Origin of the sequence: Lactobacillus sp. ESL0233 (assembly GCF_003692995.1) — a bacterium.
In the GTDB taxonomy this organism is placed as follows: domain Bacteria; phylum Bacillota; class Bacilli; order Lactobacillales; family Lactobacillaceae; genus Lactobacillus; species Lactobacillus bombicola.
The window spans coordinates 191,431-205,056 of record NZ_REHH01000006.1; the positions used below are offsets into that span (position 1 = coordinate 191,431).

The 13,626-nt window shown below is 35.6% G+C and carries 9 protein-coding genes; 8 read left to right on the forward strand and 1 reads right to left on the reverse strand.

Annotation, left to right across the window (positions count from 1 at the left end; all coding sequences use genetic code 11):
- The first annotated feature begins 164 nt into the window (after positions 1 to 164).
- The 4 genes from F5ESL0233_RS02575 (at position 165) to F5ESL0233_RS02590 (ending at position 6,219) form a co-directional block, all read left to right on the forward strand.
- On the forward strand, positions 165 to 3,617 hold the full coding sequence (locus F5ESL0233_RS02575; RefSeq protein ID WP_122058588.1) for an SLAP domain-containing protein: 3,453 nt from the start codon (positions 165 to 167) through the stop codon (positions 3,615 to 3,617).
- A 232-nt stretch (positions 3,618 to 3,849) separates the two neighbouring features.
- The gene (locus tag F5ESL0233_RS02580) at positions 3,850 to 5,172 is read left to right on the forward strand and encodes a BspA family leucine-rich repeat surface protein (RefSeq protein WP_122058590.1); all 1,323 of its coding nucleotides are present in this window, start codon (positions 3,850 to 3,852) and stop codon (positions 5,170 to 5,172) included.
- A 10-nt stretch (positions 5,173 to 5,182) separates the two neighbouring features.
- Entirely contained in the window at positions 5,183 to 5,683 is a 501-nt protein-coding gene (locus F5ESL0233_RS02585) for a MucBP domain-containing protein (RefSeq protein WP_122058680.1), read from the forward strand.
- A 47-nt stretch (positions 5,684 to 5,730) separates the two neighbouring features.
- Positions 5,731 to 6,219 carry a MucBP domain-containing protein gene (locus tag F5ESL0233_RS02590; RefSeq protein WP_255409629.1) on the forward strand — a complete coding sequence of 163 codons (489 nt, stop codon included), beginning with the start codon at positions 5,731 to 5,733 and terminating at the stop codon, positions 6,217 to 6,219.
- Between the two features lie 346 nt (positions 6,220 to 6,565).
- Here F5ESL0233_RS02590 and F5ESL0233_RS02595 read toward each other — a convergent pair whose 3' ends face one another.
- On the reverse strand, positions 6,566 to 8,002 hold the full coding sequence (locus tag F5ESL0233_RS02595; RefSeq protein ID WP_118897981.1) for an APC family permease: 1,437 nt from the start codon (positions 8,000 to 8,002) through the stop codon (positions 6,566 to 6,568).
- Between the two features lie 174 nt (positions 8,003 to 8,176).
- On the opposite strand from F5ESL0233_RS02595, the gene F5ESL0233_RS02600 reads away from it, so the two are divergent.
- The 4 genes from F5ESL0233_RS02600 to pgk all read left to right on the forward strand — a co-directional run bounded on the left by F5ESL0233_RS02600 (position 8,177) and on the right by pgk (position 13,605).
- Complete coding sequence (locus F5ESL0233_RS02600; protein WP_122058594.1) at positions 8,177 to 9,703, forward strand: GW dipeptide domain-containing protein; 1,527 nt, start codon at positions 8,177 to 8,179, stop codon at positions 9,701 to 9,703.
- Positions 9,704 to 10,183: 480 nt separating this feature from the next.
- Positions 10,184 to 11,215 (forward strand): sugar-binding transcriptional regulator, encoded by a 1,032-nt coding sequence (locus F5ESL0233_RS02605; protein ID WP_090093106.1) that lies wholly within the window; start codon positions 10,184 to 10,186, stop codon positions 11,213 to 11,215.
- A gap of 62 nt (positions 11,216 to 11,277) precedes the next feature.
- Positions 11,278 to 12,294, forward strand: coding sequence for a type I glyceraldehyde-3-phosphate dehydrogenase (gene gap, locus F5ESL0233_RS02610; RefSeq protein WP_090093108.1), 1,017 nt, complete (start codon positions 11,278 to 11,280; stop codon positions 12,292 to 12,294).
- A gap of 99 nt (positions 12,295 to 12,393) precedes the next feature.
- A complete protein-coding gene (pgk, locus tag F5ESL0233_RS02615; RefSeq protein WP_090093110.1) occupies positions 12,394 to 13,605 on the forward strand; it encodes a phosphoglycerate kinase in 1,212 nt (403 codons plus the stop codon).
- Positions 13,606 to 13,626 lie beyond the last annotated feature (21 nt).

A 13,626-nucleotide genomic window follows, 5' to 3' on the forward strand; every position in this document is an offset into this window, starting at 1 on the left:
TTAATTATACATGTGTATAAGTTGACTAATCTAACATAAATAGTCACATTGGTTAATGGTAAATTAGGCACGCAATGAAGATAACAAAAATTTTTACAATTTAGTTAATGCTTGCTACTTAAGTTACTGTTAATAACTTGCTTAGGTTTGTGAGGTTTAGAATAATGAGTAAAAATAGTTTTTATAAAAAAATGATAATTTCTGTAGCTGGTGCTGCGCTATTATCCGTTGGCGTTACTGAAGGCACTACTGCTGCTAATAATGTTAGCGCTGCTACAGTAAAATCAGCTAAGAAAGTTGTTGCAAAAACCAAGGTTGTTGGTGCGACTTCTGCTGTTTACAAAAAAGCCGGTAAAAAAGTAGTTAAGACTAAGCAGACTATTAGTGCTGGTAAGAAAGTTAAGACTTATGGTAAAAAGACCATTGCTGGTGTAGCATATTACAGTATTGGTAAAGACCAATATGTTAAGGCTGCTAACCTTGATGGTAAAACCCGTCAGCTTGCTAAGAGTGTAGCTTTGTATACTAGAAGCGGTAAAGTAATTAAACATAGCAAGTTACGTAAAGGGCAAAGCGTTAAAGTTTATGGTACTGCTGTAACTATTAAAGGTAAGAAGTATTATTCAACTGGTAAGGGTTATGTTGCAGTAAAGGCTTTGGCTAAGAAAGTTGCCGAAGAAGTTCCAATCAACAAGGTAAACACGCCAGCAACAGACACTAATAAACCAGCTGATACCAACAAGCCAGCTGAAAATACAAATAATTCAAGCTCTAACAACACAAATACAAATAATTCTAGTTCAAATAATTCTGGTTCAAGTTCTAATACTGGTGCAGGTAATACTACTACCCCAGTAGATACATTAAAAGATACTAAAGCAGCAGCAACTAAGGCCATTGATGATGCAGCAAAAGCAACTAAGGACAGAATCAGTAAAAATATTAGTTTAACGGATGCGCAAAAAACAGAAGCTAATAGAGCAGTTGATGATGTAGTTAGTCAAGCTAAGGTTGCAATTAACAATGCCAAGACAATTGAAGAAATTGCTAAAGCTCAAAAAGATGGTGTTGCTAATGTTAATGCTAAAGATACAACTAAGCCGGGTGATTCCTTAGAAGATCAAAAATTAATGGCTGTTGGTGTCTTAGATGATGCAGCAAACGAAGCTCGAGTACAGATTATTTCTTCTAGTTTATCTGATACTGATAAGGCAAAAGCAATTGATGCAGTAAACAAGGCCTTAAGTGAAGGTAAAGTTGCAGTTGAACAAGGTAATACAGTTGAAGAAGTATTACAAATTAAGACTAAGGCTGTAAAACAGATCAAGCAACAAGTTCCAGCGGATACCTTGAAAGAAACTAAAACTGCAGCGGTTAACGTTTTAGAAGACGCCGCAAATGAGGCTAGATTAAAAATTGTTTCTTCCATTTTATCTGATGCTGATAAGTCCAAGGCAATCAATGCGGTAAACAAGGCCTTAAGTGAAGGTAAAGTTGCAGTTGAACAAGGTAATACAGTTGAAGAAGTCTTACAGTTAAAGGCTACGGCTGTAAATGAAATTAGAAAACAAGTTCCAAGTAGTACAGAAATTTCTTTGGAAGAAGCTAAGGCTACAGCAATTGAAACAATAGAGGATATTGCAAAAACTGCTAAAGGTAAGATTGGTAAAGATTTGCCAGAAGACGTTTTAGCTGCTGAAAATAAAGTAATTGATGATGCTGAAAATAATGCTGTTGAAAAGATTAATAGTAGTAAATCATTAGCTGATATAACTGCAGCTATAGCTAGTGGGAAAGATGCTATTAACTTAGCCCTTCCAAAATATCTGGCAGAGTCAGAAATTATTGGCGCCGCATCTAGAGCAAAAACTTCAATTGGTAAAGATAATGTAGAAGGCGCAAATGCAATCGATAAAGTAGTTGAAACTATAAAAAGTAAAATTGCTGCAGCTAAATCAACTGATGAAATTTCTAAAGAAGTTGAATCTGGCAAGCAAGCTATTACTAATGTAGAAGAACTTGCTGAAATTAAACAAACAGCTAAGGTTGCAATTGATGATGCAGTAACTGCTGCTAAAGAAAGAATTAGTAAGGATATTGCTTTAAATGATGCCCAAAAGACGGAAGCCAAGAAGGCAGTTGACACAGTAGCTACTCAGACTAAAGATGCAATTAATAATGCTGAGACTGCAGAAGAAGTTGCTAAGGCTCAAAAAGAAGGTATTGACAGTATTAATGCTAAAAGCAACAGTATTTCAGAAGATTCACTGAAGGTTTTAAAGAACGTTGCTAATGCCGCAATTGATAATGCCGCCGCAGCAGCTAATGCAGCTATAGACAAGTTAACTGATGAGAATGATAAAGCAATTCGTAAAGAATTAGTTGCAGATGCAGTAAAAGGTGCTAAGCAGGATATCGATAGTGCTTCTAACGCTGCATTAATTGAAAGTTTAAGAAGTAAATGGACTGATACTATTCAAAACTTAGTTACAGCTCCAGATGCATTTAAAGAGCAAAGAACTTTAGCACATGATTTAATTAGTGATATCAAAGAATCAGTATTAAAAGCGGCTGACAAATTAGCTGATGATAAGAAGCAAGCAGCTAAAGATGCAATAAATAATGCTTTTACAGCTGCAATAGCTGCGATTGATAAAGCTACAAAGCCTGCAGAAATTAAAAGTGCAAGAGAAGGTTTCTTTAGTGCAATTGATAAAGCTATCCCTGTAGCAGATTTGCAAGCCGCAGCTATTGATGAAATTACTACTGAAGCTAGCGTAGCAAAGATAGCAATTGAGACTAATAATACTGCTGATAAGAACGATCGTAAGCAATTAGTTAATGATGCATTTGCTACCGCTAAGAAAGCAATTAACGGAGCAACTAATGCAGCAATGGTTGAAAAAGTTAAGAATAGTTGGATTGGAACAATTCGTAACTTAACTGTTGTTGAAAATCCATTGCAGATTAATAGAACAAATGCTATAAGTGATATTACTAAGTTTCTCGATGTACTTAACCAAGCAATTAATAAAGTTAGTAGTGTTAATCAAACAGCCATAAGAACTGTGTTAGATGGTGCAAAAGCTACTGCTATAGCTGCAATTAACTCAGCAAAGAAACTATCTGATGTTGAAGTTGCAAAGAATAACTTCTATATTGCAGTTGATGGTTTGAGTACTGGCTTAGGTTTTAAGGACAAAGTAGTTGATCAAGTTACAGCTGATATTACAGCTTCTGTAGATAGTTCGAATACTAAAGCTTTATCAAAACTTACAAGTGATGAAGATAAAACTTATAAAGAACAAATAGCTAACAAGATTAAAGATATTCAAACTAATGTGAATACAGATTTAAAATCAGCTAAAGGATTAAGTGATATAGCTGCTATTAACAATAAAGCTACTTTGCTTATCTCTATAGAGCAAAGAAAAGCAAATGTGATTACTAGAATTAATAGATATGCTAAAGCTAACACAACTGGTGATGCAAATAAAATCAAGCAAACAGTAGCTGAATTTAAATCAAAAGTTATGAAAGCTCAATCTCATTCTGAACTTAAAGCATTACAAGCGAGTGCCGAGGCAGATATAAAAGCTATAACTCCTTCAAAATAAAATGTAAACATTTTAAATGATTTTGCTAATATATCTTTAGCTTACATATGAAAAGCGACAAGCTATTATGGTTTGTCGCTTTTTTGTATTTTTAAATCATATAATTCAATAATATATTTTCATATATTTTATGTACATACTTACATATTTGGTGGATATTATGTATACTTTGTTAAATAATTATCCCAACTATAGTGCCTCAAGTTATATTATCTAAGAAGAGATATTTCATATGTACGTAAACAAAAAATTATTGAAAGCAAAGTTATTATTGATTAGTATATACGTATTTGTCTTATTCATGATTAGTTTTAATGTCATTAAAGCAGATACTCAGACTATTAGTGCAATTGACCAAGAAACAGTTACTTCTTATCAAATTCAATACTGTGCAGATAATAGTAATAATGAAGAAATTAATTATTTTGAGTCAAACCAAGATCAAGGTACAAGTGCTGTATCTGAACAAGAGTCTAGTCAAATTGCTACAGAATTTCAAACTGATCCGCCTACTCCTCGGCCAGCCCTAGCACCGATTCAATGGGGAAATTCACAGTTAGCTTTTGATCAAACTACGGGTGTATTGACAATTAACGGGGGTCTAGTTAATAATCCACTACCAATTTTTCGAGCACTCCCACAAGAGCGAAATAATATCAAAAGTATAAAAATCACAGCTCCATTAACAATCACTGGATCAGCAAGTTCTCTGTTTGCCTCATTGCCGAATTTGACTACAATTGAAGGTCTAAATCAGGTAGATACTACAACAATTACTGATATGTCAAGAATGTTTTATCTCTGTCAGAAGTTAACTAGTGTTGATTTAAGTGCGTTCAATACTACTAAAGTAACCAATATGGAGAGAATGTTTGGTAATTGTCAAACTTTGTCAGAGATAGATTTACAGTCATTTGAAACTAGCAAGGTTACTAGTATGGCCTATATGTTTAATAATTGCTATAATTTGACTAAATTGTTGCATAGAGAACTAATTACTTCTAATGTATCAAATATGGCTGTAATGTTTGCAAATTGTAAAAACTTAGCAGATTTAAGTATAATCAGTAGTTTTGATACCAGTAAAGTGATGAGAATGGAGGCAATGTTTAAAGGCTGTAATTCAGTAAAGGAGCTTGATGTCCGCCATTTTAATACTAGTAAGGTTACTAATATGTTTTCTTTATTTGAATGGTGTGATCAACTGAAGTCGCTTGATTTAACTAATTTTGACACAGCTAAAGTAACTGATATGTCAGACATGTTTAATGGCTGTCGTAATTTAACCACCTTAAATATCCAATCTTTTGATACTACCCAGGTTACTAATATGTGTGGTATGTTTAATGGGTGTGAAAGTCTTGCTAAATTAGATTTGTCATCATTTAATACTGCCCAAGTTAAGAATATGAGGTGGATGTTCCATAATTGTTATAGTTTGACACAGCTCGACTTAAGTAATTTTGACACTTCAAATACTGAAACGATGGAAATTATGTTTAATTCTTGTAAAAGTTTAACTAAATTGGATTTGAGCAACTTCAATACTGCTTAAAGTAACTAGTATGATGGCAATGTTTGATAATTGTGCCAGTTTAGTAGAATTAAATATTCAAAATTTTAATACTAAGCAAGTTACGGACAAATTTTGGATGTTGGGGCTACCTAAGTTAAAGATTATTCATCTGGGTACGGAAATTACTGATTTGCAGAGCACCTATTTTTCAACTATTGGTGGTAAATGGGCTAATGTTGGTCGCGGTACGATTAATTCTCCAGAGGGTAGTAAAGTTTTTGCGGCAGCAGATTTAGAGCAAAACTATCATGGTGAAAAAGATGCAGATACTTATGTTCGTTTTGATTTAGATGCAGTTGTCAGAGTGAAGTATGTTGATGAAAATAATCAAGCGTTAGCGCCGGATGATGTTTTAACTGGAAAACTTGGTGAAAATTATGTAACTACACCTAAGAACATTGCAAAGTATTACCTTAAATACCATCCTAGCATGCTCAGGGGAAATTTGGCATATTTGAACAAGAAGTCACCTATGTTTATTCCCTGCTAAAGGATAGTGGCTCTAGTCGTCCCCCACTTAAGGGCGCTGATGTAACAATTCATTATCAGGATGCTCAGGGTAATACAATAGCTTCAGATGAAATTCTTCACGGTAATGTTGGTGATGGCTATATTTCAATGAGCAAAGAAATAGCTGGTTATCAATTAAAAGCTCGGCCAGATAATGCGACTGGATTTTTTACTGATCGGCCTCAAGTAGTTATTTATGTGTATATCAAATCTACTACTAGTGACAGTCCTCAATCTGGTGCTTCTGTTATAGAGAAACCTAAGAATACTGATCCTGACTTGGGTCATTATGAGCTAGCTTGCCCAGTTAATAAAGCAAAAAAGCAATTGGCAATTAAGGCTAATCATTTAGCCCGACCTACTAGCTCAAGACTCCCTCATAGTACTGCACCTGGCAATTCCTTACCACAGACTGGCACCGATCAGAAACTGGCAAATCTATGTTTTTTATTAGGGGGCATTTTATTATTAGTAAGTTTTGGCGGAGTAATTTGGCCCCTTGCTAAACATTTTTAAATAATGAATCAATTTTCTAAACCCGCAAACAGCTCCTCAGCTATTTGCGGGTTTATTGTTGGTATTTGGAAAAAATATTGGCACCACTTTGTATGAAGGAGTACTAACATCAGTTTTAAGTTGAGGTGGTAAATAATAGTAATTAGGCATACTTTTAATTTTAAAGAAGTTGTTTATATGAGGAATTACCAGTAAATTGTGAGTCTAATTATTTAGGTAATTATATTAAAGTTTTGCTTTCAAATAGAACTAAAAATTTAGTACAAACTAAAAGAACTCGTTCCGACTATAGGTCGAATGAGTTCTTAAAGTAAATTAAATAGTTAATTTTAAATGTCCTTTTGGTTTAAGCTTTATTTTCTTGGTGATTGCGAATAGCCGGTAGAATCAGCCCGAGTAAGAACAAGACAATCGGTGTTGCAATGTTTAGAGTTAAAGTTACTGGATCGGTTGAGTAAACTCCCAACAGACAGCAAGCAAAATTAATAAAGAAAGCCCAAAAACCAGCAGAATATGCTAACCATTGGTGTTTAGTCATCTGGTAATTACCAGGAGTGTGGAATTTTTTGATTTGCTTACGCAAAGCAATGTAAGCCACAAATACCCACAAATAACGCATTGGCATCACAATTGAGTTAAGCTTAATTAATTGTGCCATGACTGCTTGAGCATCAGGTAGCAGAGCCTGGAAGACAATTAAACCACCAGATAGAATAACAATCATCCAGATACCATTGATATATGCGCCATGCTTATTAACTTTGAGTAATTTTTTAGGTATGTAGTCCTTTGCTTCTTTACTACCTAAAAGCATTCTCAATGGGGCATCAATACTTAATACTAATGTAGAGAATTGACCAATCACATTACACCATGAATAGATGTACATGAATAAGCCACCAACCCCATAATATTCACCTAACTTGTTGAAGGCCATGTAAGGTCCATTAGAAATGTATTCGTTAAGGTTATTATTAACAACTTTTGGATCAAACATCATTGCTAAAGCAATTGTTCCCAGAATGGCACAGACCATAACCATTATGGCTAAACCAATCATTGCTTTAGGGAAATTCTTTGAAGGATCTTTCAATTTATTAACGTAAGGTGATATTTTTTCACACCCACCTACGGCAAAAACCAAAATAGATAAGGAAGTAAAGTATTTAACGTTAAAGTCAGGGATAAGATTCTTCACATTCCAACTTATGTTCATAAAACCTGCGTGAGGATTAATTGCTGGTGCGGCAAACATCATCAAAATAAATAAAATAGACATTATAAACATTGACGATCCAGCGATTGTTGACAAAGTCTTAATAACTGGCACACCGCGGCTGGCTACCCAGCAGAAGAATAAGAAGACAACTAAAGTAGCTAATTGTGTCCAGGCAGTAGGTAAACTATCATACCAATTAGTATTACCGAAAATGCCCCAAGCCATACTTCTTAAACCACCGGTACCTTTACTTGAGATGTAAACAACATGGACTGCCCAAAAAGTCCACCCGGCATAATAGGCCCATTTTGGTCCCATGGTAGCGTTGATCCAAGAAGAAACACCACCTTCGGAATCTTTAAAAACAGATCCTAATTCGCCGACCATTAATGAATATGGAACGAAGAATAGTAGGAAAATTAAAATCCAACTAAAAATAACTTTTGTTCCATCAAAGTAGATGAAACCATTAACTACGTTACCAAATCCCCACACGGTCGAAAAGGCCATGATTGCTAGGGTGGTCCACATCATTTTTTTTGAATTTTTTTCTGATTCAATCATAAAATTAATGCTCCTAATGAAAACTATAATAACTAGTTTATTTTAAACTAGACAAAGAAAAAAATCTATCATTTTATAGCTTAAATAAATAATTAGATAACATAATACACCTATTGCTTATAATTAATAATTATGCAAAAATACATATATATAGTTTTAGAAGGTAGGTATATAATGAAGAAAAGAATTAAAAGCTTAGCGCTTATTACAAACTTAATTTTAGTTATTGCTTTATTTATTGGAAGTAATAATTCAGTTGTAAGTGCTAAGACTTATCATAAAGCTGTTACTAAAATTGCTGGTAATGTAGATTATCCGATTTACCATCATGTTTCAAAGAAGGGACCTACCGGTAAATTTTCTTCTACTAAATATTTTAAATTTGCTCAAATTCAGTCCAAACAGTCAATTTCTACTAAAAAGGGAGAATATTGGAAAATTATTGTGGATGGACGACCAGTAGGATGGGTAAAACAAGATTTTTTTGTCCGCAATCAAATATCGGTTGCCAAAAATGTTAGCTTAGTCCAAAATAGTGCCTTTAATTTTGATCCTAAAGATGCAGTTAATTATGTTACAGATGCTCAAGGAACGGCCATTGATCTTGCTAAAGTAAAAACATCTCATTCTAGTATAAATTCTGCTTCACCAGGAAAGACGACAGTTGAATACACTTATGGTTCGGCTAAGGCTAGTGTTGATGTTGTAGTTCGCTCTGATAAGAATGAAGGGATTGCTCGGGCTGGTTTACGTCCAATGAACGGACCTAAAGAAGTTTCGACTTGGAAAGGTAGCTCTCCATCTTCTTCTCGTAATTGGAATGCTGCCCATAATTTTAGATCAGAGACTAGAGCAAACGCCTTTAGAAGTAATGGTTTAACTTTGAAAACAATACTATTTCAACCACGATTTGTCAGCCTTGACTATAATAAGGCCGCAGATAAGATGGGACAAGTTGGGGTAATTCCAGAAGGAATAACGGTTAAGGACTCTAATTTTACAGTTGCAGTTTTTAATTCTAGCAGTGCTGCTTATGGGCACCTTGTTTCATATAATTTAAATCAGATAAATAAGTTTAAGGCACAAAATTTACCGCAACTTAAGTGGTCAACTTTTAAGCACTATGCCTCTCATATTAAAGTCAGTCCATATATTAAGTTGGGTCATGGTCAAGCGATTGGTTCGTCAGAGAATTACATTTATGTAATTGCCAATAATAACAAGTCGAAAAATTCAAATAATTCGGAAGAAATATTGCAAATTCGCAAGTCTGACATGAAGATTAATCAAATTTGGAGTTTTCGTATTTGGAGTGGTACATCACCTCGTTATATCCATAATGCGACATTTGCGGATGACAACACGATGTATTGTCTCTTCCATAATGGTGCTAATAATTACTATGAATATTGGAAAGTAACGCGTTCAGGTGATACTTGGACTCCTATTCAAGTTGGTGCTACTAAAGGTAATTTTATTAGCAATGGCTCGCCCGTCCAAGGCTTTACCTATGATAAAAAGCACCGTCAATTCTTTATTGGTTTTAATGATTACATTTTTAAAGTTGCAGAAAATGGTACTTATCAAGCAACCCATCATTTACATGTTAAACGTGAAATTGAAGGGTTATCGGCCGATAAGGGCAAGTTATATGTTGAGTTTGCCCAACGAGGTGAATTAACAGCAGGAAAAATTAATTAAGTTTAAAAGCAGGCTCATTGGTGTGAGCCCGTTTTTTTCAAAATATAAGTCTACGGCATCTTTGATAAAAATAAATAATAAAAAAGCTAAGTAGGTATTACTACTTAGCTTTTTATCTTGATGGGTCCCCTGAGAGTCGAACTCAGATTTTAAGAACCGGAATCTTACGTGCGATCCATTACACTAAGGACCCAAACAATACTTTAGCTATTATAGCAGAAAAAGAAGTAAAAATGAAATCTTTTTTTAGCGCTAAAAAAGAAAGTTGTAGTATGATTAAGTTAAAGAAGAACTTGGCTATCTTGCATAACTTTGTTTTTCTTGAATTATTTAAAATTGGTTGTTATACTATAGGTGTCGATTGAGAAATGGGAGATTTAATATCTATTAGTCTACGTTTCTCTTATATTTTTAGGCAAAGCGGGACAAAAAATGACAACTAATGGGTCAGCTTGCGTCCCAAGATAAGGAGAGAAGTTGATGTACGCGGAATTTCCAGTGCTTGAAGCTCTCGTTCCTGACATACTAAAAGTTTTTCGGCAAAGATATCTTGTTCTTGAACAGATATCGCTGAATGCGCCCGTTGGTCGCAGAAGTGTGGCTCAGGCATTGGGTCTTTCTGAAAGAAACGTGCGAACGGAAACAGAGAATCTTCGCAATCTCGGTTTAATCGAAATTAAGAATTTTGGCATGTTTATGACAGAGAAGGGCGAGAAGATGTTGCAAGATGCAGCACCATTGATTGACCGTTTGTTTAATGCTCGCAAAACCGAAATTGATTTGGCACGTAAACTGGGCATTGAACGAACAATCATTGTACCAGGTGATAGTGATTTACAAGAACTAGTTTTTGAAAGAATGGGTGAAGAGCTCAGTGCAGCGCTTGACTTGCTTTTACCACTAGGTCATTCGATTATCACCGTACTTGGTGGAGCAGCACTTGCTAAATCTGCTAAAAATTTGTCTAAAAGTTTAGGGAAAAATCGGCAATTAGAGTTTGTTCCTGGTCGTGGTGCCTTGGGCGAAAATGTTGCTATTCAAAGCAATACAATTGTTCAAGAAATGGCTGTAGCAACTGGCGGCAAATACAAGACATTGTATTTGCCCGAGCAAGTTTCAACTGCAGCTTATAAATCACTAATTCGTGAATCTACCGTGGCTGATGTTTTAGAAGACATTTCTAAAACAGATGTTTTAATTCACGGCATTGGACTTGCTCATGATATGGCTCGACGCAGAGGTTATGACGCAATGCGGCTATCTGAATTGCGTGAAAAAAGAGTCGTTACCGAATGTTTTGGGTGTTTCTTCGATAACAAAGGTAAGATTGTCGACCGCGTGCAACAGGTTGGCTTGCAGTTCGAGAATCTAAATAAAATACCCCACATATTTGCTTTTGCTTGCGGTAGCCATAAGGCTAAAGCAATCAATGCTTATATGCCTAATGCACCTCATCAAACCTGGCTAATAACTGATGAAGGTGCCTCAAATAAGATTTTAAAGGAGAAATAATTCTCGTTTAAAATAAAAGATGTATGTAGTTCTTACATAGTTCCTAAGGAGGACTTTAGAATATGACAGTTAAAATTGGTATTAACGGCTTTGGCCGTATCGGTCGTTTAGCATTTCGTCGCATTATGGATTTAGGCGAAAAGTCAAAGGATATTGAAGTTGTTGCTATTAACGACTTGACTACTCCAGCACTTTTGGCTCACTTATTGAAGTATGACTCAACTCATGGTACTTTCAACCACGAAGTTTCAGCTACTGAAGATTCAATCGTTGTTGATGGTAAAAACTACCGTGTATACGCTGAGCCACAAGCTCAAAACATTCCATGGGTTAAGAACGATGGTGTTGACTTCGTTCTTGAATGTACTGGTTTCTACACCAGCAAGGCTAAGTCACAAGCTCACCTTGATGCTGGTGCCAAGAGAGTCTTGATTTCAGCTCCTGCTGGCAACGACTTGAAGACTATTGTTTACGCAGTAAACGATGACACTTTAGATGCTAGCGACACTATTGTTTCAGCTGGTTCATGTACTACTAACTCATTAGCACCAATGGTTGATGCATTACAAAAAGAATTTGGTGTTAAAGTAGCTACTATGACTACTATCCACGCTTACACTTCAACTCAAATGCTTTTGGATGGACCTGTTCGTGGTGGTAACAAGCGTGCTGCCCGTGCTGCTGCTGTTAACATTATTCCTCATTCAACTGGTGCTGCTAAGGCTATTGGTCTTGTTGTTCCAGAATTGAACGGTAAAGTTAACGGTCACGCACAACGTGTTCCAGTTACTGACGGTTCATTAACTGAATTAGTTTCAATTCTTGACAAGAATGTAACTGCTGATGAAGTTAACTCAGCAATGAAGAAATACGAAAGTGACTCATTTGCTTACAACGATGATGAAGTTGTTTCAAGTGATATCGTTGGTATGACTGCTGGTTCAATCTTTGACCCAACTCAAACTATGGTAACCACTGCTGGTGACAACCAATTAGTTAAGACTGTTGCTTGGTACGACAATGAATACTCATTCACTTGCCAAATGGTTCGTACTTTGTTGAAATTTGCTACTCTTTAATTTTTAAATTAATTAAGTAGTAAAAGAGAAGGCGGAGGGAAATTCTTCCTTCCGTCTTTTTTCTTATCATTAAAATAATTAAGTTATCGGAGGATATAGATGGCTAAATTAATTGTTTCAGACCTTGATGTAAAAGATAAAAAGGTTTTAGTTCGTGTTGATTTCAATGTGCCAATTAAAGACGGTGTGATTGGTGATGACAACCGTATTGTTGCTGCCCTTCCTACCATCAATTATATTATTGATAATGGTGGTAAGGCTATCTTACTTAGTCACTTAGGCCGAGTAAAGACTGCTGATGATAAAAAAGAATTGTCACTTAAGCCAATTGCTGAACGTTTAAGTGAATTATTGAAGAAGCCAGTAACCTTTGTACCTGAAAATGAAGGTCAAGAAGTTGAAAATGCAATTAACAACATGCAAGATGGCGATGTTGTAGTTCTTGAAAATACACGTTTCCAAGACATTGATAACGACTTTGGCAAGCGTGAAAGTAAGAATGATCCCGCTCTTGGTGAATATTGGGCATCTCTTGGCGACATGTACGTAAACGATGCTTTTGGTACTGCGCACAGAAGCCATGCTTCAAACGTTGGTATTGCCGAAGCTATGAAGAAGGCTGGCAAGCCTGCAGCAGCTGGTTACTTAATGGAAAAAGAAATTAAATTCTTAGGTGATGCCGTAGCTAATCCGGTTCACCCATTTGTAACTATCTTAGGTGGAGCTAAAGTTTCTGACAAGATTGATGTTATTACCAATTTAATTCCAAAGTCAGACCACATTTTAATTGGTGGTGGGATGGCTTATACCTTCTTAGCAGCTCAAGGTCATAACATTGGTAAGTCATTATTTGAGCCAGATAAGGTTGACTTGGCTAAGCAATTGCTAAACGATGCTGATGGTAAGATTGTATTACCAGTTGATAACTTAGCTGCAACTGAATTTTCAAATGATGCTGCTCGTGAAGTTGTTGGTGATGATATTCCTGACAACATGATGGGACTTGATATTGGTCCTAAGAGTGTTGAAAAGTTCAAAGACATCTTAAAAGATGCTAAGACAGTTGTTTGGAATGGACCAATGGGTGCCTTTGAAATGCCAAACTTTGCCGAAGGTACTTTAGAAGTTGGTAAGTCATTAGCAGAATTAACTGATGCCACTACGATTATTGGTGGTGGTGACTCAACTGCAGCTGCTAAACAATTAGGTATTGCTCCTAAGATTACCCACATTTCAACCGGTGGTGGAGCCTCACTTGAATACCTTGAAGGTAAGGAATTACCTGGAATTGTCTGCATTTCAGATAAATAGTTCTCAGAAAGGAATTTAAGA

Coding starts and splice junctions, on each gene's coding strand:
- F5ESL0233_RS02585 (WP_122058680.1), top strand. CDS start 5,183: ATGATGGCAATGTTTGATAATTGTGCCAGTTTAGTAGAATTAAATATT.
- F5ESL0233_RS02605 (WP_090093106.1), top strand. CDS start 10,184: ATGTACGCGGAATTTCCAGTGCTTGAAGCTCTCGTTCCTGACATACTA.
- F5ESL0233_RS02580 (WP_122058590.1), top strand. CDS start 3,850: ATGTACGTAAACAAAAAATTATTGAAAGCAAAGTTATTATTGATTAGT.
- F5ESL0233_RS02595 (WP_118897981.1), bottom strand. CDS start 8,002: ATGATTGAATCAGAAAAAAATTCAAAAAAAATGATGTGGACCACCCTA.
- pgk (WP_090093110.1), top strand. CDS start 12,394: ATGGCTAAATTAATTGTTTCAGACCTTGATGTAAAAGATAAAAAGGTT.
- gap (WP_090093108.1), top strand. CDS start 11,278: ATGACAGTTAAAATTGGTATTAACGGCTTTGGCCGTATCGGTCGTTTA.
- F5ESL0233_RS02600 (WP_122058594.1), top strand. CDS start 8,177: ATGAAGAAAAGAATTAAAAGCTTAGCGCTTATTACAAACTTAATTTTA.
- F5ESL0233_RS02575 (WP_122058588.1), top strand. CDS start 165: ATGAGTAAAAATAGTTTTTATAAAAAAATGATAATTTCTGTAGCTGGT.